Origin of the sequence: Shewanella sp. Shew256 (assembly GCF_002196695.1) — a bacterium.
Classification (GTDB): Bacteria; Pseudomonadota; Gammaproteobacteria; order Enterobacterales; family Shewanellaceae; genus Shewanella; species Shewanella mangrovisoli.
The window spans coordinates 449,160-466,471 of sequence record NZ_NAJR01000003.1 but is presented as its reverse complement, the minus strand read 5'-3'; the positions used below and the strand labels follow the sequence as shown (position 1 = coordinate 466,471).

Here is a 17,312-nt window from a genome sequence, read left to right as displayed (position 1 = left end):
ATAAGTATCACAATGGAAACTTTTTACAGTCTTTATCCTGCTGTTAAGCACCTGCATTTAACCTTAATTGCCGTGAGTGTGCTGTTTTTTGTCGTTCGTTTTGTGTTGCACTTACGTCAGTCAGCACTGATGGGCAAGAAAGTATTCAAAATCGCGCCCCATGTTATCGACACTTTTTTGCTGCTGTCGGGCTTAACCCTGTGCTTTATGATCAAGCAATATCCCTTTGTGGACCCTTGGTTGACCGAAAAAATTGGCGCCGTGCTCGCGTATATTGCCTTGGGTGTGATTGCGATAAAAGCGAACAGAAACAAATTGTTCAAAGTTTTTGCCTTTTTAGGTGCATTAGGTTGGTTAGTTTACGCGGCCAAATTGGCGCATTTTAAACAAGCGGTATTATTGGGTTAATGGGTAAATACAATCTGCAAGATGGCATTTCTTTGCCCGAGTCGGCATTGGATGTAGGTGCTCACCTTGGATTTTCAAATCTCGAAGCGGCGAAATGGGCTTGGTTTGAATTGGCGGGAGCCGTATTAAGTCATTACCTAGTGGATCAACAGCAACGCTTAAATGCGTTGCTGCATTGGTTTTATCAGGACTTGGGTTTTTGTGTCCGCGACAATTACTTCAGTACCGAAGCGGCGGACTTAGGCACTTGTCTTATCACTAAACAGGGTAATAGCACCACACTGGCGACGGTATTGATGCTACTGGCCAAACAGCTCGATTTAGAGCTCGAAGCCTTACTCTTACCGGGTAATACCGTGCTTCGCAGTAACGTTGCTGGTGTTGTGCGTTATCACGATCCGCTGACGGGCAAAGAGCTGACGAAACATCAGCTCCATGTGTTAGTGCGCGGTGAACTGGGTAACGCGGCCGAGCTTAAGCCAAGCTACTTAAAGGCGGCGTCGGTGAAGAAGCTGATTTCGCGCATGCTGCATGAGCTTAAGGCGGGGTGTATCGTGTCGCATCAATTTGAGGCGGCGATGGAATGTTGCAACTTGCTGCTACAGTGGCACCCTGATGATGTGCACTTAAATCGGGAGCGCGCCTTTATCGCCCAGCAACTGGGTTGTATCAATGTCGCGGCGGCCGATCTGCAACACTTTGTCGATAACAGCCCGCATGATCCTGTCATCGAAATCGTCAAAATGCAGCTCAAAGAGCTCAGTGAACACGCTGAAATCTATCACTAAATCTTAAAGGAGAGCCTAGCTGGCTCTCCTTGTTTTTCTAAAAAACAACAATAAATGGGGCGAATGGGAAGTTTGCCCACTAACTGCAAACGGCAGTTTTTAGCATAAATACAATAACAACTGTACCAAACAGGGAGAATACACATGGCAAGCACGGCATTAGTCACCAATGACGCGGTGGCGCTGGGAATATTGGTAACGATTCTGGGATTTGTGTTTTATACCAGCAGTAGTAGTCATCCATTTTGGCAAAAGTTTTACCGTTTTATCCCAGCGTTATTACTCTGCTATTTCTTGCCATCGTTGTTGAATACCTTTGGGGTGATCGATGGTGGGACATCGCAGCTTTACTATGTGGCCTCGCGTTATCTATTGCCCGCCTGTTTGGTGCTACTGATTTTAAGTGTGGATTTAAAAGCCATCTTAGGACTTGGGCCTAAGGCGGTGATCATGTTTTTAACTGGGACAGTCGGTATTGTGATTGGCGGGCCGATTGCGCTGCTCGTGGTGTCCTTTATCGAGCCCTCATTAATTGGTGTCGATAGTCCTGATGCGGTGTGGCGCGGCATGACAACCCTCGCAGGGAGCTGGATTGGTGGCGGTGCGAACCAAGCCGCGATGAAGGAAATTTATGAAGTGGGCGGCAATATCTTCTCCGTGATGGTGACAGTCGATGTGATTGTGGCCAATATTTGGATGGCGGTATTGTTGTTTATGGCGTCAAAAGCCAAGGAAATCGATGCCAAAACAGGTGCGGATACCTCAGCAATTGAGACTTTAAAGAACAAGGTTGAACAGTATCACGCTGAAAATGCGCGTATTCCAAGCCTGCGTGATCTGATGCTGATTGTGGCTGTCGGATTTGGGATCACGGGCGTGGCCCATATTGCCGCCGATTTCCTCGGTCCTTATTTTGAGGCCAACTATCCTTGGACTGAGGATTACAGTTTAACCTCTAAGTTCTTCTGGTTAGTGGTGATTGTGACCACCATAGGTTTAGCCATGTCCTTTAGCCCTATGCGCCATTTAGAGGCGGCGGGGGCTTCTAAGGTGGCGTCGGCGTTCTTGTATATTTTGGTGGCGACCATTGGTTTACATATGGATGTAAGCAAGGTGCTTGATACACCGCTATATTTTTTAGTGGGCATTATTTGGATGATAGTGCACGCTGGCTTTATGTTATTGATTGCTAAGTTAATTAAGGCTCCATTGTTTTATATGGCCGTGGGCAGTCAGGCAAATGTGGGGGGAGCAGCATCGGCGCCAGTTGTGGCAGCGGCGTTCCACCCAGCTTTAGCCCCTGTAGGGGTATTGTTAGCCGTATTTGGTTATGCGCTAGGCACTTATATGGCGTGGCTCTGCGGTCAGTTACTGCAAGCCGTCGCGGTATAGTTGCCTTAGCTCCTGTTCAGCGCTGGTAAGGTTCCAGCATTTTAGAGAGAAGTTGCGATGAGTAATAAAATCATAAACCTAGGTTCAATCGAGATCGCTAACGATAAACCTTTCGTGTTGTTTGGTGGCATGAACGTGCTTGAGTCTCGCGATCTCGCTATGTCGATTGCTGAAACCTATGCCGAAGTGACGCAAAAACTGGGTATTCCCTATGTTTTCAAGGCGTCGTTCGACAAGGCTAACCGCTCTTCTGTTAACTCTTACCGTGGTCCTGGCATGGAAGAAGGCTTAAAGATTTTTGAAGAAATCAAAAAGACTTTCAATCTGCCATTAATCACCGACGTGCATGAGCCTTACCAATGTGCGCCTGTCGCAGAAGTGGTTGATATTATTCAGCTCCCTGCTTTCTTAGCGCGCCAAACAGATCTCGTTGTCGCCATGGCGAAAACGGGCGCTATCATCAACGTGAAAAAGCCACAGTTTTTAGCGCCCCACGAAATGCGCCATATCATCACTAAGTTTAACGAAGCGGGTAACGATGAGATTATCCTGTGTGAACGCGGTTCATGCTTCGGCTACAACAACCTAGTGGTTGATATGCTGGGCATGGATGAGATGAAGCAATCCGGTTATCCGGTGATTTTCGATGCCACCCACGCATTACAACGTCCTGGTGGTCGTGCCGACTCGGCGGGCGGCCGTCGTGCTCAAGCGACTGAATTAGCCCGTAGTGGCATGGCATTAGGCTTAGCGGGTCTGTTTATTGAAGCTCACCCAGATCCAGATAACGCTAAATGTGATGGCCCATGTGCACTGCCACTGCATCAGTTAGAAAACTATCTGAAGCAGATGAAGGCGATTGATGATTTGGTCAAATCCTTCGACCCGATTGATACCAGCAAGTAAGCTTGGCTAAATCGTATTCGCTTAAAAAGCCCCGAATCGTTCGGGGCTTTTTATTGGGTGAAATTTTCTCCATAGCGATATCAATACCTTGTGTTTATGATGTTGGCTCTAATTAGCGCATAACCCATGTCAGAGTGCAGTCTGGCAGTTACAGGATGGCTCGGATGTGGATTTTCTTTACCTTATTAGCCGCATTTATGCAGGCGTGGCGCAATGCCTTTCAAAGCCAATTGAGTAAAGAGGTTAAGGTGGCGGGCGTCACCTTAGCGCGGTTTATCTGGGCTGGCCCGATTGCGGCCTTGTATCTTGGGCTGTTATATCTTTGGAACAATGTGGGATTACCGCATTTTACGGCGGAGTTTATCGGCTTTATTGTCGGCGCATCCATGATGCAGATCCTTGCGACCGGCTTGATGGTTAAGTTGTTTCAACAACAAAATTTTGCCATCGGTGCCGGGCTTGCCAAGAGTGAGGCCATCGTCGCCGCGATATTAGGCACCTTCTTTTTTGGCACGCATTTATCGTTACTCGGTTGGATTGGGGTAATTTTAGGTGGCGTTGCCGTGTTTTTACTGAGCGCCAAGCAAGGGCTTAGGCAGCTGTCCTTAAGCACTGTGCTCCTTGGTATTGCTAGCGGCAGTGCCTTTGCACTGACCTCTCTGTGGGTGAGGGAGGCAAGCTTAAGATTAAATGTCGGCTTTCCCCATAGCGCCGCTTGGGTATTACTTTTGGTGATATCTCTACAAACCTTAGTGTTAGTCGGTTATTTAGTCTTGAAGGATAAAGCCACTCTCAGCGCTTTAATTCAACGTCCTAGATTAACCTTGCTGACGAGCAGCGCCAGTTGCTTTGGCTCTATTGGTTGGTTTAGTGCTATGTCTTTGCAGGCCGTGCCCTATGTTAAAACCCTAGGCCAAGTGGAAATCTTCTTTATGATGTTGATTTCGGCATTCTGGCTTAAGGAAAAAGTAAAAATAAAAGAGCTGCTTGGCCTCGTCTTGATCGCGCTCGCGGCAATACTCGTGATGTGGGAGTAAGGCTCATTATTGACCGTGTTTGCTATTAATGAGATTAGTCATAAAGGCTTATATTTTTAATTATCAAAAATATAGCTCACAGAAATGCCCTATAGTTTATGCCTCATTCTCCTTATCTATGCTAAATATCCTTGATGCAAAAATTAACAATTTACTCGAAAGGGATTTGTTACTATGCCAAACCGTTCAAATCTTATCCAAGCGTCGATGCTTAACTTTGCCTCTCTCTTCGAATTACTCTTAAAAAAGTGGTTGTTCTTACTGCTGTTACCCGTCGTATTCGCTTTTGTTTTTAGCTATTTTATCGCGGTTTATCTGGCACATAACAAGGCGACTGAGATTGGCGAGTTCAACCTAGAGCGTTTAGAGGCCATCTTAAAACTGTCGGATCAGATAGGTGAATATGCCATGAACCTAACCGAAGAGGATTGTGGCAAGTTAACTGAATACATGCGTTTTCGGCCTTATTTTCGGGGCGTGTTACTCTTCAATGACAAGTCATTTTACTGCTCCTCGACAACCGGGGACCTCAATTTACCCCTAAATACTCTGCTGCCAGTTGATAGACTCAAAGATGGTTCGCAACATATAGTGCCGGAAACGCCAGCGCGACCGGGCGTGCCAGCCATTATCACCACCTTTAAGAATGAACAAACGCAATACGGCGCGGTTGTGATATTCGAAGGTCAATATCTGATTGATAGCTTTATTCAACCCGATGTATTTCCCCGCGCGGTAAAAACCGTTGTCTTAGGTTTGCATGGTGCGACCTTGCCAGCGGCGCCACAGTTTAGCGGTAATGAAGTGATTACTGTGTTTGCTGGGGATAAATTTGAGGTCCACCAAGATTTCGTCATCCTGCTGGAGATCTCTAAGGCGCTGTTTTGGCACTTTTATTGGATTGCCTTTGGCCTGTTATTACCACTGATTTTCACCTTGTTCGTTTTATCTAGCCTACTGTTGTGGAAGCGTAATGGGCGTCATTCACTAGCCGATGACATAAAAAGTGGTATCGAGAACCAAGAGTTTTTCTTGGTATACCAACCCGTTGTAAGCAGTGAAGACGGTAAGGCCAAAGGTGTCGAGGCATTGGTGCGCTGGCAGCATCCGCAAATGGGCTTAGTACGACCCGATTTGTTTATTCCCATCGCCGAAGAAAGCCAATTAATAGTTCCTTTGACCAATTATATTTTTGAGCGCGCCTTGGCGGATTTTAGCCAATTGCGGTTAACCACAGATTTTAGGATTGGCTTTAACGTGGCGCCCGAGCATTTTATCCAAAGCGATATCGAGGCTAAGTTTCGTTACCTTAGGGATGCGTTTGCTGAAATCGGCGTGCAGCCGCTGATCGAAATCACCGAGCGGCAACTATTAACGGTGGATATGTGTGAGCGAATCGCGGCGCTGCGTGAGCTGGGCATTCTGGTGGCGATTGATGATTTCGGCACTGGGCAGACAACCTTGTCGCTGCTGCAAACCTTTACGCTGGATTACCTGAAAATCGATAAATGCTTTATCGATACCATAGGCCAAGATGCGGTGACCTCCCATGTGCTGGATACCATCATCGAACTCTGCCATAAGATGAATTATGTGGCTGTGGCAGAAGGGGTGGAGACCCAAGAGCAGGCGGACTATTTAATCAGTCGTGATGTGCATTTTTTGCAGGGCTATTTATACGCTAAGCCGATGAAATTAAATGAACTGGAACTGTGGCTTAAGGAGCATAACTAGTTAATAACCGTCAGGGCAGACATGCCACTGACGGTCAGTTTTACGAGGCGAGTATTAGAGGCTGTAGCCTGTTTCTTCATGTTCGGAAAGGTCGAGGCCATTCACTTCCTGTTCGGTACTGACACGAAGTCCGCCGAGGATTTTGCCAATGACCACAAACAACAACCAAGACACCAGGGCGGTGTAACTCAAGGTGGCAATAACCCCAATGGCCTGCGCCCCGATTTGGTCAAGCATAGTGGGGTTAACACTGGCAAAACCATAACCGCTGAAGATCCCAAGCTGAGTCGAACTAAATACCCCCGCCAGTAACGTGCCGAGAATGCCGCCGACACCGTGTACTGGGAACACATCTAGCGAGTCGTCAATCTTAAGTTTTTGTTTAATGTAGACAGTTGAAAAGAAGCAAACCACACCGCCAAGAAAACCGATGACTAACGCGCCAGCAGGGCCAACATAGCCTGATGCCGGCGTGATAGTGCCAAGGCCTGCCACCATACCGGTGACGATACCGAGTGCACTGGCCTTACCAAATTTATACCACTCGATACCTGCCCACGTGATGGCGCCCATCGACGCAGCTAGATGGGTCGCGAGAATCGCCATGGCCGCAGTGCCATTGGCGCCTAGGGCGCTGCCGCCATTAAAGCCAAACCAGCCTACCCACAGCATGCCCGCGCCTGTTACTGTCATGGTCAAGTTATGGGGCATAATGGCCGAGTTTAAAAATCCCTTACGCGGCCCTAACACTTTTGCCGCCACCAGTGCCGCTACCCCAGCAGTAATGTGTACGACTGTACCGCCAGCAAAGTCATACAATCCAAGCTCGGCCAACCAGCCGCCGCCCCACACCCAGTGGGTAATAGGTGCATAGACTAACAGTAACCAAGCGCTTGAAAACATCAGTACGGCGGAGAACTTCATCCGCTCGGCAAAGCCACCGATGATCAGCGCTGGCGTGATAATGGCGAAGGTCATTTGGAATAGCATAAACAGAGGTTCAGGAATATCCCCGCTGACACTGTCGCGACCAATGCTGGCGAGAAAAGCTTTGCTCAGCCCACCGATAAAACCGTTGCCAGTATCGAAGGCGATGGAGTAACCCACTACAAACCACAGTACAGAGGCTATAGCGGCGATAGAAAAACACTGCATTAAAATCGATAGCACGTTTTTACTGCGCACCAGACCGCCGTAAAACAGTGCCAGTCCTGGAAGTGTCATCAATAAGACGAGAGCTGATGAGCTTAAAATCCATGCTGTATTGGCGCCGCTGAGCTGCGCCTCATCGGCCAAAGCCGAGCCCGCAAAGCCGCTGGCGAGCAGAGCCAATAATGCCTGATAACCCAATGTTGAATAACGGGAGTTTGGCAGAGCGAACTTAGCGTTAAGTGCGGCTGTTTGTTGGCTCATATCGCATCACTCCCTTCTTCCGAAGTGCGCACGCGGATCACTTGTTCGAGTGGGGTGACGAATATCTTGCCGTCGCCAACTTTACCCGTGTGGGCGGCGGCAACAATGGCTTCGATCACCGCATCTTCCTGCTCGGAATGGATGGCGATTTCGAGCTTCATTTTGGGGAGAAAGTCGACCGCATATTCGGCGCCGCGATATAGCTCTGTATGTCCCTTCTGGCGACCAAAGCCGCGCACTTCGGTCACTGTCATGCCATGGATGCCAAGTTGCGTCAGCGCTTCACGTACATCATCAATTTTGAAGGGTTTAATAATAGCGGTGATGAGTTTCAACTTTATTCTCCAACGAACTTCAGGCGTAAGTGGGGTGAATAAAGCAGGAATCAGGCCATAACAATAATGTTTTTATTATCATTATGTTAACAATGTGACGCACTCATATAGACCGAGTTTTTGCTGCAAAAGAGTGCAAAAACAGACGATTGCGCCCTGAATTGGTGCGCCTTCATGGTGCATTTAGCATCAAAATGCCAATTCGAGTGCATTTAAAAATGTTGGTATATCAGCGAGTTTGATTTAGTTCGGTTGATTAGGGTTAAATCCATTTAAAATCAATTAAATGTATTGATTAAGCTTGCGGGGTTATCGCCGACAGCTGTTTAATCGCTTGGCACATTTGGGTATTGGTGACTGCACTTAAACCGTGCGCGTTGGCGCGGTCGCAAATATAACCACTAATTTGTTCAATCTCAGTTGGCCTATGGTGTGCTACATCTTGGTGCATCGACGAGAAGTTCGCGGCCGTGAGTTCAATCACCCGGTACACACGCTCTTCAAGCATTTGTCTATCCAACGCTATGCCATCCTGGGCGGCCACCTCGACCAGCTCATCTAAGATATTGGCGATGGTCTGGGTAAATTGCGCCTGAGCCAATGTGCCATTGGGACATTGATGCAGGGCAGTCAGGGGATTAATTGCGGCGTTTACCGCGAGCTTTTGCCAAAGACTCGGGATAATTGCCTCAACCCATTCGCTGTTGGGGATAGCGTTTAGCAGCCCATCACGCAGTGCTTGCGGTAATGCGGGACCAGTAAAGTGGCCAAACTGGGTTAAGCCTTGGCCTGTTTGTTTGACTTGCCAGCGGGACTGGCGCATCACGCCTTGGGAGGTAGTACCAAGGCTTAAGCCACGACCCTGTAATTTGGGCGCCAGTGCCAAGTGTGGACCCATGCCATTATGCAATAACAGGATATGACACTGGGGCGAGAGTTTGTCGAGTAAAGGGTTAATGGCATCAATGACTTGATAAGCCTTAACGCACACAATTAGCAGCCTGATCTGCAGTAAGCTTGTGCCGTCTAGACTAAATGTTGGCACTCGGTATGAGACTGAGTCGGCACTTGCATCCGTTGATGGCAGAGGGCAAAACACTAAGTCTTGCCAATTCGTCTCAGTGGTGGATGCAGAGGCCTCACGCGCTATCAAGCCTACGGCTAACCCCGCCGAATGCAGTTGATGGCAAATCAATTGTCCCACGGCGCCAGCACCTAAAATCGCGATATCGGTGACTTGAGACTCTACAGTCGATGACGCACCTTGGCCTAACATTATTTTTCCTTGAGTTGGGCGGCGCTAAAGTATTTTCGATAGGCCCAAAGACAGAAGTAAAACAAAGCGATACCGGCAAAGTCCGCTAACACGTCGCCCACAGAGGCGCTGCGGTAGGGTAAACGCGATTGCACTAGCTCAATCAAAATCGCGTAGGCGGCAAGCACCAGCGAGAGCCAATACCACTTAGGGCGAAAGGCGAGAAAGGTCAGATAAGAGAGGCAGAAGAAGCTCCCAAGATGGCCTACCTTATCGATATTGGGGATACTTTGCGAATAGGTTGGTCTGGAAAACACCAGATAACTGATCACGACAAAGGCTACGGCTAAAGCCAATTTGAATAGGGTGTTTTTAGTTATCACAAATACAATTTGATTATCTTAGTGTGACGCCATAATAGGAAAATGTGCCGCCAAAGTCATCCATAACCCGAGTTTTATCTTGCTTGGGTAAAGTTAACCTTCAACTTGGGGGAGGGAGTCGGTAAACTATGGGCATTTACAATCACCTAAGGGGCGGCAACTATGCCTTCATTTGATATTGTGTCTGAAGTGGATGAGGTTGAATTACGTAACGCGGTCGAAAACTCCCGCCGTGAACTCAGCAGCCGATTCGATTTTCGTGGTAAAGATGCCAGCATCGAATATAAAGATCATGTGGTGACTCTCACCGCGGAAGATGATTTCCAGTGCAAGCAGTTGGTCGATATTCTGCGTACCCAATTGAGCAAACGTAACGTTGAGCCTTCGACTATGGATGTCGACGAAAAGTCGGTTCACAGTGGCAAGACCTTCTCCCTGAAAGTGCGTTTTAAGCAGGGAATCGAGACGGATATCGCCAAGAAAATCGTTAAGATGGTCAAGGACAGCAAGATTAAAGTGCAATCTCAGATCCAAGGCGACACAGTGCGTGTAACGGGTAAAGCCCGCGATGATTTACAAGCTGTGATGGCGTTAGTGCGTCAAGCGGATCTTGGTCAGCCTTTCCAGTTCAATAACTTCCGCGATTAATCGCGAAGCACGTTCAGCATTTGATTCACCTTGAATCGATGTGCTGAAAGACACTTAAAAGCCCCTCGCTATCAAAGGCGAAGGGCTTTTTTATTGCTTAGATTCGGCGTCGCCCTTGCTGCCGTGGGGTACGTATTTATTCACTAAATGAATAAGCAGCAACACGGGAAAACCAATCACACTGGCGGCGACAAAGAAGTTCACATAGCCATAGGCATCAACATAGGCGCCCGAGAAGCCAGCAATAAACTTAGGGAAGAGCAGCATAATTGAGGAGAGCAGCGCATATTGAGTCGCGCTATAGCCGCTGCTGGTGAGGCTCGAGAGATAAGCGATAAAGGCGGCGGTGGCAATACCGGCACTAAAGTTATCGACCGAGATCGCAAAGGTTAAAAATTGGACGTTGTAACCAATCATCGCCTGCCAGGCAAACAGTAGATTGGTTACGGCGACCAAGAGGGCGCCAAGGAATAAAATCTTCATGGTGCCAAAGCGGGCTAATAGGATACCGCCGAAGGCTGCGCCAACTAAGGTCATGATAAGACCGTAGATCTTACTCAGATAAGCAATTTCTTCTTTGCTAAATCCCATGTCCACGTAGAACACGTTGGCCATAATCCCCATCACAATATCCGAAATGCGATAGCAGGAAATCAGCAATAAAATCAAAATGGCGCTGCGACCATAGCGTTTAAAAAAGTCGATAAAGGGCAGTATGCTGGCGGTATAAATCCATGAAAGGCTCGCCGCAAGCGGCTTGGGGTAACGCTCGCTCAAGCGTTGTTTTACCGCTAATTCGGTTTCATCGGCGGCGCGGGTATCGACCTGTGGCTCGCGGCTAAAAAGCGTTGTTAACACCCCGACAAACATCAGTCCTGCCATCACCAAATAGGAAGTTTGCCAAGCGAGCAGGTTATATTCGGTATTGCCAGGCTCAACCCAAGCGGCGATGCTGAGTGCACCAGCGGTCGCCACAATCATGGCGCTGCGATAGCCCACCTGATAGGCGGCAGCAAGCGCCGCCTGCATTTTTTCGGGGGCAGATTCGATACGAAAGGCGTCAATCACAATATCTTGAGTGGCAGATGCAAAGGCGACCATTAGGGCGAATACGGCCAAGCGTTCGAGATCTTGCAGTGGGTCGCTAAAGGACATGCCCAAAATGGCGCCGACTAGCAACAGCTGAGCGAACAGCATCCAACTGCGTCGCCTGCCTAAAAAGCGCGTCAGTATGGGCAGAGATAATCTGTCCACTAAGGGCGACCAGGCCCATTTAAAGGCATAGGCCAAGGCTATCCAACTGAAATACCCGATAGAAGTTCGGTCGACTCCCGCTTCCCGTAGCCAAAAAGACAAGGTTGAAAAGACCAGCATTAATGGCAGGCCGGCAGAAAAGCCGAGTAACAGCAGTATCAACACGCGCTTATGGTAGTAAACGCTGAAGAATTCTAAGATGCGTCGATTTAAACCGATTACGAACATAAGCATGGGCCGAGGAGTCGAATCCGCCTAGCTTACGGGGAAGATGTGGTGGGATTCAAGGATTAATGCGTATCCTTTTGATGCTCGCTGGGTTTCTGTCCGAAAGGGCTGAAAATAAAAAAGACCCAGCAAGCTGAGTCTTTAGCGAGTGTATTGCTCAAGGTCGAACACCAATGCACCCCGAGGGCATTTGGCCTCCCAAACTGAGGAAGTCACAGCACGCATGCAACTGCTGACACAGATATTGATTGCCGCGGAGCATCCAGTCTGGCCACTTGTTAAAGCTATGGAGCAAATGCCAAAATACGGTTTCTGTTTCTGTTTGCGCTTCACTACTTGGAATGAGTAATTGCCATTCCTCGAGTGTGTCCCAAAGATAGAGCTGGACTTCATGGAAATCGAGCTCGTCACTCAAAAATGCTTTGCCATACATAGCAAGCTGGGGCGCTTTATTATCGATAAATTCTTCAATTGTCACCCTTGCCTCCTTTCTGTTGCCTTTTGAGTATAGACAGAGGATTAGGGCTTTTGCTCAAATTTTTTCGATTATTTTTTCGGCAGTAATTTAGCTGTTTTCAATATGATAGGTGTCACGGGCACATCGGGCCAATTGAGTTTCGCATTGGTGGTGGTCTCGACCACGGCCATGGCTTCCAGCACTTGTTTGCCCTCAATCACTTCACCAAATACCGCATAACCCCAACGACGTTTTGATGGATCCAGTTTAGTGTTATCCGCCACGTTGAAGTAAAACTGGCGAGTAGCAGAGTGGGGATCGTTGTCGCGCGCCATCGCGATCGTGCCCATGCTGTTGGATAAGCCGTTGCCAGACTCGTTAAATATAGGCTTGCCAGCGGGTAACTCTTCTAACTGTGGGTTTAGCCCGCCGCCTTGAACGACAAAATCACTGATAATGCGATGGAAAATCGTGTTGTTGTACTCGCCTTTGACCACATAGGTCAGGAAGTTATCGACAGTAATCGGTGCGCGGGTTCTATCGAGTTCGACCACAATCTTACCTAAGCTAGTATCAAACTCGACTTGGGGATACAAGGTATCGGGTTGAATGTCGATTGCCGCCCAGCTGCTATAGCTGGCACAGAGAACTAAGAGTGCAGATATCCAACGAAACATTATGATTTCCTTATTAATTACCGATTAGCACTATTATTGTTGCAGGAACTGGTTTAACTCAGGGTCATTCAAAATTTCCCCAGTGAGTTGGCCGAGTAACTTGTTCATATCCAGCTCAAGAGTGGCAAAGTCTGGCGTTAACGGGCCTTTTAAAGTGCCCTTGGCTTTATAGCGTTTGACCAATTCTTGACTTGAATTACGGGCTTGTACGGCAATCAGCACGCTGTGTTTGGCCTCGTAACCGAAGGTCTTTTTGGTGACATCCATTTGCAGTTCTTCTAACTGAACTTGCACAGAGTTGGTCGCGCTTGGGTCAATCTGGTAGCCCGCTTGGGTAAAACCGTTACGGAAAACTTCATCGAGCAATAATTTAGGTGGCTCACTCGGGCCGACAAGGCGAGTCTTAGTGCCTTCTTCGATAAAACGTGCCACGTACTCAACGTTACGGGTATCAATGGTATCCAATGAGATCTGTACGGGTCTGGTGGTCTGTTGGCTAATATCGGGAACCTGAGGGCTAAATGCCATATGAGTTGGATTTTGGCTCGCGCAGCCCACGAAGAGCAGGGGGAAAGTCAGCGTCAATAATAACTTTTTCATGGGGGATCTCATGCAAGTAAAAGTGGCTACAGCATACCAGAAATCCCCTCCGTTACCACAATGCACTCGGGTTCAGTACCGATACAGGTGCAAAGGTTATGATGTGCCTACATTCGGATACTGAATTTAAACAATATGAAATACTTAACAATTAATACTTGGCTGTTGTCGTTCGCACTGTTGGCTGGGGCTGTCGTGGGCAAGGCGAATGCTGGCGATTCTCCCCATGTGTTAGGTGGCAGCTTAGGCTATGGCACTCAAGAGTTTGAAACGAAGAGTGGCAAATATGATGCGGGCGATACCTTCACCAGCGACTTATATTATCGCTATATGCTTAACGACAACTTTGGCGTTGAAGCGGGGTATTTAACGGGCTCTGGTGGTGTGGCCAGTGCGCTCGTTAGTACATTCAGCGAGATAAAAGATTTACGCTTCCAAGGTGTTAGAACTACCGCCTACGGCGAATATGCGCTCTCCCGTGGTAATAGTCTGTACGCCAAACTCGGCGCTGCTTACACCCAAGTGAGTTATGAGATGGATAAGCAAGAGATGGATTCGGACGATGTGGGCTTTTACGGCGCGGTCGGTTGGCAATATCGTTTTCGCTCGGGCTTTGGGCTAAACCTTGAATACCAATATGTGCCAATGAAAGAGCTCGAGCTACAAGGGGTAAACTTTGGCATGAGTTATCTTTTCTAACGACTTAGGTTTGCGGAATTAGGTTTACGGAATCAGGTTTACTTAGTCATTCACTATCATTTAGTGGAGCAGTCTGTGTCGATTAAGCGCCTTCGGGCGCTTTTTTTATGATCCGCAGGAGGGATTAAACCGAATTCTCGCCGGCAACAAAATCACAACAATTTGAGCTTGCACTCTTTTAATGCAATGGGCGACAGGTTAGAGTAAAAATTCAACATTAAATAAGAGAGCATAAATGCTCCTTCGATTGCACAAGCAAAGGCGAGTTTATGTCTAGGATTATTACCCAAATCGCCCCCGACAGTTTAATCAATGCCAAAGGTCAGCCACATTTCGGCCATTTCGATGGCATAGTGGGTAGTTTAGGTTTAGCGGATTTTGCCTATTTCGATACCATGGACAAGCCCGCATCGGCTTGGGCAAAACGCTTTGATTTTAAGCAGTTCCAGTTTATTTCGATTATCACGCCGCGCTATATCCTTGGCATCGCACTGGCGGATATCGCCTATCTAGGTAGTGGTTTTTGTTATTTATACGATATTAAAAACAACAGGTTAACTCAGCAGGACTGGCTAAAACCCTTTGGGTTTGGTTATCGGATGACGCCTTCACCCGCGAATGGCACTGCCGCTATCGGCGGCAAAGGCGCTAGCGTGACATTTGAGATCCAAGAGGGGAATTGGCATTTAGTGATTGATACTAAAAGCATTCAAGCCGATTTAACCCTGCATGCCTTACCCTTAAGTTTACCTATGGCCATGTGTAGCCCCACGGGATACAACGGCTGGACCTATACCCAAAAGCACAATGGTTTATCGGTCAAAGGACAACTCACCATAGACCATGAACCGCAACCATTAAATTTTGCCCTCGCAGGTTATGATTTTTCTGCGGGCTTTATGCGCCGCGATACTAGCTGGCGCTGGGCATCTATCAATGCCCAAATAGAAGAAGGGGTGATCGGATTAAATCTTGCTGCGGGTGTTAATGAAACCGGTGTCAATGAAAACGTGTTTTGGATCAATGGCGAGCGGCATTTACTCGGGCCGGTGCAATTTGAATTTGACCGTCATGGCCAGCAGGGCACAGATCTCTGGCGTATTCATAGTCACGATGGCCGCGTCGATTTAGAGTTTACGGCGCGAAATTGCCGCAGTGAGAAACGCAATTTTATCTTGCTGAAGAGTAACTTCCGTCAATATCTGGGGCTTTTTAGCGGTTTTATCATTGACCATCAGGGACGTAAATTCCAACTCAACAATGTGTTGGGATTGACTGAGGACCACTACGCCCGTTGGTAGCCCAAGGGCAGATTTACGCTTTACTACAATAATAACAATAGGATAAAGGTATGGATATCGCCGCGTTAATCAATCACCCCGAGGTGTTGCTGCTGGTATTGGCTCCGCTATTTTTTGTCTGCATTTTGCTGGAATGGTATTTCGGCGACAGAAGACAAAAACTACCAGTGAGTGCCCGTTACCACACCAAGGAAGTGCTGTGTAATTTTAGTCTCGCCGCCATGCATCAAGGGGCGGATATCCTCACGGGTTTGCTGATCGCTAAGTTGTACCTTGCGGTATTTGGTTGGAAATTATTCGATATTCAAATGGGGCCATTCAGCTTTGTACTGCTGATGATTGCCCAAGATTTTTGCTATTACTGGTTCCATCGTGCGAGCCATAGAGTGCGGTGGATGTGGGCGGCCCATGTGGTGCACCACAGCTCAGAAAATATGAACTTCAGCACCGCGTTTCGCCAGAGTTTGATGTATCCCTTCGCTGGTATGTGGGTGTTTTGGTTGCCGCTGGTGATCTTAGGCTTCGACCCTAATTGGGTGGTCTTTGTGGTACTGCTGAACTTAGGGTTGCAGTTTTTTGTGCATACCCAATCGGTGAGAAAACTTGGCCCATTAGAATGGCTGTTTAATACGCCTTCCCACCACAGGGTGCACCATGGGCGTAATCCACAATATATCGATAAAAATTATGCCGGTATTTTGATTATTTGGGACAAACTCTTCGGTACCTTTGTACACGAGGGCGAGACAGTGATTTACGGGATCACTAAACCCGTCAACAGTTTTAATCCATTCAAAGTGACCTTTAGCGAATGGCGCGATATGTTCAGCGAGGTGATGGCTCGGGGGCTGACGTTCTCGGAGCGATGTAAAATCATCTTCGCGCCCCCTGCAAGCCAGCAAAAGGATGAATGATTTAGCTCAATACGCGAGCTGTAGCCCTTAACGAGTGGTTCGCTGTTCATTAAATAGTGCAAATGGCTAATAGGAGTCAGACCTTAGCCTTGCTAGCCTACTTTTCTTTTTTTGCAAATTTATAGATGAAAAAATGTACAGCATCATGCTTTGGTGGTAATTTTTTGTACAAGGGATTCATCTGAGTAGGTTGCAGTATGGTCGATGAGCCGCATTTAACCTTAGAGGAATTGGCTTGTTTTAGAGAGCTATTTTCTCCTAATCGCATAACCCACAACGCCGAGGATGCTCATCCTGAGCCCTTGGTTAACCATGTATTAACGGTCAAAACCGATGTGCCGCAGGCGCTGGCCTCGCTATTGGGTAAGGCCAAGTTAACCCTGCTGGCCGAGGTCGGTCCCTATAAACTCTGGTTTCCCTTAGAGATGCGCCTCGATGATTTTGGGCAATTGCAGCCGACCTTAGGGGTGCCTGAAGTCTTTGATGCGACTGGCGCGGAGCGAAGTTGGCGTTTGACTCAGCCAGAAGATGTATGGATATTCGACCAAGATCGGGGTGAACAATGGTCTGTGGTGTCTTTATCGAGTTCTGGCATGGCGATCCGAGCTAAATCACCACAACAGTTTGAGCGCTTAGTCGATAGTCAAGAGTTGCAATTACAGTTACCCGAGGGTGAAACCATGCGGGTTAAAATCGAGCCTATCCGCCATGAAGAGGGACTAGCGATTGTCAGGTTTCAGGCCGAAGCCGAAGAGCGAGAAGCCCTGCGTCAGTTCCTCTTTAATCGCCACCGCAGTCAATATCCAAAGCTCTATGCCAGCTTGCGCGGATAAGTGAGCTGAGTGGCACAATTCTGTTAGCTAAACTTCACTCAATTGTAAAA

General features: G+C 47.9%; 19 protein-coding genes. 11 read left to right on the top strand and 8 right to left on the bottom strand.

Annotation, left to right across the window (positions count from 1 at the left end; translation table 11 throughout):
* Window positions 1-12: 12 nt before the first annotated feature.
* The 6 genes from B5P39_RS07715 (at window position 13) to B5P39_RS07690 (ending at window position 6,265) form a co-directional block, all read left to right on the top strand.
* Window positions 13-408: a SirB2 family protein gene (locus B5P39_RS07715; protein WP_011623908.1), complete on the top strand. Its 396-nt coding sequence runs from the start codon at window positions 13-15 to the stop codon at window positions 406-408.
* Window positions 408-1,196 carry a transglutaminase family protein gene (locus B5P39_RS07710; protein ID WP_011623907.1) on the top strand — a complete coding sequence of 263 codons (789 nt, stop codon included), beginning with the start codon at window positions 408-410 and terminating at the stop codon, window positions 1,194-1,196. The genes B5P39_RS07715 and B5P39_RS07710 overlap by 1 nt, the downstream gene beginning before the upstream one ends.
* Window positions 1,197-1,340: 144 nt before the next feature.
* Window positions 1,341-2,588: a DUF819 family protein gene (locus B5P39_RS07705; protein WP_088211043.1), complete on the top strand. Its 1,248-nt coding sequence runs from the start codon at window positions 1,341-1,343 to the stop codon at window positions 2,586-2,588.
* A gap of 57 nt (window positions 2,589-2,645) precedes the next feature.
* Complete coding sequence (gene kdsA / locus B5P39_RS07700; RefSeq protein WP_011623905.1) at window positions 2,646-3,494, top strand: 3-deoxy-8-phosphooctulonate synthase; 849 nt, start codon at window positions 2,646-2,648, stop codon at window positions 3,492-3,494.
* A 164-nt stretch (window positions 3,495-3,658) separates the two neighbouring features.
* Window positions 3,659-4,531: a DMT family transporter gene (locus B5P39_RS07695; RefSeq protein ID WP_088211042.1), complete on the top strand. Its 873-nt coding sequence runs from the start codon at window positions 3,659-3,661 to the stop codon at window positions 4,529-4,531.
* Between the two features lie 174 nt (window positions 4,532-4,705).
* A complete protein-coding gene (locus tag B5P39_RS07690; RefSeq protein ID WP_088211041.1) occupies window positions 4,706-6,265 on the top strand; it encodes an EAL domain-containing protein in 1,560 nt (519 codons plus the stop codon).
* Between the two features lie 54 nt (window positions 6,266-6,319).
* On the opposite strand, the gene B5P39_RS07685 is transcribed toward B5P39_RS07690, so the two are convergent.
* The 4 genes from B5P39_RS07685 to B5P39_RS07670 all read right to left on the bottom strand — a co-directional run bounded on the left by B5P39_RS07685 (window position 6,320) and on the right by B5P39_RS07670 (window position 9,651).
* Window positions 6,320-7,678: an ammonium transporter gene (locus B5P39_RS07685; RefSeq protein ID WP_254915719.1), complete on the bottom strand. Its 1,359-nt coding sequence runs from the start codon at window positions 7,676-7,678 to the stop codon at window positions 6,320-6,322.
* Complete coding sequence (locus B5P39_RS07680) at window positions 7,675-8,013, bottom strand: P-II family nitrogen regulator (protein WP_023268492.1); 339 nt, start codon at window positions 8,011-8,013, stop codon at window positions 7,675-7,677. The genes B5P39_RS07685 and B5P39_RS07680 overlap by 4 nt, the downstream gene beginning before the upstream one ends.
* A gap of 295 nt (window positions 8,014-8,308) precedes the next feature.
* On the bottom strand, window positions 8,309-9,289 hold the full coding sequence (locus B5P39_RS07675; protein WP_088211040.1) for a ketopantoate reductase family protein: 981 nt from the start codon (window positions 9,287-9,289) through the stop codon (window positions 8,309-8,311).
* Window positions 9,289-9,651 (bottom strand): VanZ family protein, encoded by a 363-nt coding sequence (locus B5P39_RS07670; protein ID WP_088211039.1) that lies wholly within the window; start codon window positions 9,649-9,651, stop codon window positions 9,289-9,291. The genes B5P39_RS07675 and B5P39_RS07670 overlap by 1 nt, the downstream gene beginning before the upstream one ends.
* Before the next feature lie 162 nt (window positions 9,652-9,813).
* Here B5P39_RS07670 and B5P39_RS07665 point away from each other — a divergent pair, with 162 nt between their 5' ends.
* Window positions 9,814-10,299 carry a YajQ family cyclic di-GMP-binding protein gene (locus B5P39_RS07665; protein ID WP_011623899.1) on the top strand — a complete coding sequence of 162 codons (486 nt, stop codon included), beginning with the start codon at window positions 9,814-9,816 and terminating at the stop codon, window positions 10,297-10,299.
* A gap of 90 nt (window positions 10,300-10,389) precedes the next feature.
* On the opposite strand, the gene B5P39_RS07660 is transcribed toward B5P39_RS07665, so the two are convergent.
* The 4 genes from B5P39_RS07660 to B5P39_RS07645 all read right to left on the bottom strand — a co-directional run bounded on the left by B5P39_RS07660 (window position 10,390) and on the right by B5P39_RS07645 (window position 13,515).
* On the bottom strand, window positions 10,390-11,787 hold the full coding sequence (locus B5P39_RS07660) for an AmpG family muropeptide MFS transporter (protein WP_176399880.1): 1,398 nt from the start codon (window positions 11,785-11,787) through the stop codon (window positions 10,390-10,392).
* Between the two features lie 151 nt (window positions 11,788-11,938).
* Window positions 11,939-12,259 carry a hypothetical protein gene (locus B5P39_RS07655; protein ID WP_088211037.1) on the bottom strand — a complete coding sequence of 107 codons (321 nt, stop codon included), beginning with the start codon at window positions 12,257-12,259 and terminating at the stop codon, window positions 11,939-11,941.
* A 68-nt stretch (window positions 12,260-12,327) separates the two neighbouring features.
* Window positions 12,328-12,915: a peptidylprolyl isomerase gene (locus B5P39_RS07650; protein ID WP_011623896.1), complete on the bottom strand. Its 588-nt coding sequence runs from the start codon at window positions 12,913-12,915 to the stop codon at window positions 12,328-12,330.
* Window positions 12,916-12,948: 33 nt separating this feature from the next.
* Window positions 12,949-13,515, bottom strand: coding sequence for a YajG family lipoprotein (locus B5P39_RS07645; protein ID WP_041412552.1), 567 nt, complete (start codon window positions 13,513-13,515; stop codon window positions 12,949-12,951).
* Between the two features lie 135 nt (window positions 13,516-13,650).
* Between B5P39_RS07645 and B5P39_RS07640 the strand changes: the two genes are divergently transcribed.
* The 4 genes from B5P39_RS07640 to B5P39_RS07625 all read left to right on the top strand — a co-directional run bounded on the left by B5P39_RS07640 (window position 13,651) and on the right by B5P39_RS07625 (window position 17,262).
* Entirely contained in the window at window positions 13,651-14,214 is a 564-nt protein-coding gene (locus B5P39_RS07640) for a porin family protein (RefSeq protein WP_088211036.1), read from the top strand.
* A gap of 269 nt (window positions 14,215-14,483) precedes the next feature.
* Window positions 14,484-15,515, top strand: a complete 1,032-nt coding sequence (locus B5P39_RS07635; protein ID WP_088211035.1) for a DUF2804 domain-containing protein — start codon at window positions 14,484-14,486, stop codon at window positions 15,513-15,515.
* A gap of 50 nt (window positions 15,516-15,565) precedes the next feature.
* Window positions 15,566-16,429 (top strand): sterol desaturase family protein, encoded by an 864-nt coding sequence (locus B5P39_RS07630; RefSeq protein WP_088211034.1) that lies wholly within the window; start codon window positions 15,566-15,568, stop codon window positions 16,427-16,429.
* Window positions 16,430-16,626: 197 nt separating this feature from the next.
* Complete coding sequence (locus B5P39_RS07625; RefSeq protein WP_088211033.1) at window positions 16,627-17,262, top strand: hypothetical protein; 636 nt, start codon at window positions 16,627-16,629, stop codon at window positions 17,260-17,262.
* The last annotated feature ends 50 nt before the right edge of the window (window positions 17,263-17,312 follow it).

Excerpts from the sequence above, each read along its gene's own strand:
- B5P39_RS07715 (WP_011623908.1), top strand. The coding sequence starts at position 13 with ATGGAAACTTTTTACAGTCTTTATCCTGCTGTTAAGCACCTGCATTTA.
- B5P39_RS07710 (WP_011623907.1), top strand. The coding sequence starts at position 408 with ATGGGTAAATACAATCTGCAAGATGGCATTTCTTTGCCCGAGTCGGCA.
- B5P39_RS07705 (WP_088211043.1), top strand. The coding sequence starts at position 1,341 with ATGGCAAGCACGGCATTAGTCACCAATGACGCGGTGGCGCTGGGAATA.
- kdsA (WP_011623905.1), top strand. The coding sequence starts at position 2,646 with ATGAGTAATAAAATCATAAACCTAGGTTCAATCGAGATCGCTAACGAT.
- B5P39_RS07695 (WP_088211042.1), top strand. The coding sequence starts at position 3,659 with ATGTGGATTTTCTTTACCTTATTAGCCGCATTTATGCAGGCGTGGCGC.
- B5P39_RS07690 (WP_088211041.1), top strand. The coding sequence starts at position 4,706 with ATGCCAAACCGTTCAAATCTTATCCAAGCGTCGATGCTTAACTTTGCC.
- B5P39_RS07685 (WP_254915719.1), bottom strand. The coding sequence starts at position 7,678 with ATGAGCCAACAAACAGCCGCACTTAACGCTAAGTTCGCTCTGCCAAAC.
- B5P39_RS07675 (WP_088211040.1), bottom strand. The coding sequence starts at position 9,289 with ATGTTAGGCCAAGGTGCGTCATCGACTGTAGAGTCTCAAGTCACCGAT.
- B5P39_RS07665 (WP_011623899.1), top strand. The coding sequence starts at position 9,814 with ATGCCTTCATTTGATATTGTGTCTGAAGTGGATGAGGTTGAATTACGT.
- B5P39_RS07660 (WP_176399880.1), bottom strand. The coding sequence starts at position 11,787 with ATGCTTATGTTCGTAATCGGTTTAAATCGACGCATCTTAGAATTCTTC.
- B5P39_RS07650 (WP_011623896.1), bottom strand. The coding sequence starts at position 12,915 with ATGTTTCGTTGGATATCTGCACTCTTAGTTCTCTGTGCCAGCTATAGC.
- B5P39_RS07645 (WP_041412552.1), bottom strand. The coding sequence starts at position 13,515 with ATGAAAAAGTTATTATTGACGCTGACTTTCCCCCTGCTCTTCGTGGGC.
- B5P39_RS07640 (WP_088211036.1), top strand. The coding sequence starts at position 13,651 with ATGAAATACTTAACAATTAATACTTGGCTGTTGTCGTTCGCACTGTTG.
- B5P39_RS07635 (WP_088211035.1), top strand. The coding sequence starts at position 14,484 with ATGTCTAGGATTATTACCCAAATCGCCCCCGACAGTTTAATCAATGCC.
- B5P39_RS07630 (WP_088211034.1), top strand. The coding sequence starts at position 15,566 with ATGGATATCGCCGCGTTAATCAATCACCCCGAGGTGTTGCTGCTGGTA.
- B5P39_RS07625 (WP_088211033.1), top strand. The coding sequence starts at position 16,627 with ATGGTCGATGAGCCGCATTTAACCTTAGAGGAATTGGCTTGTTTTAGA.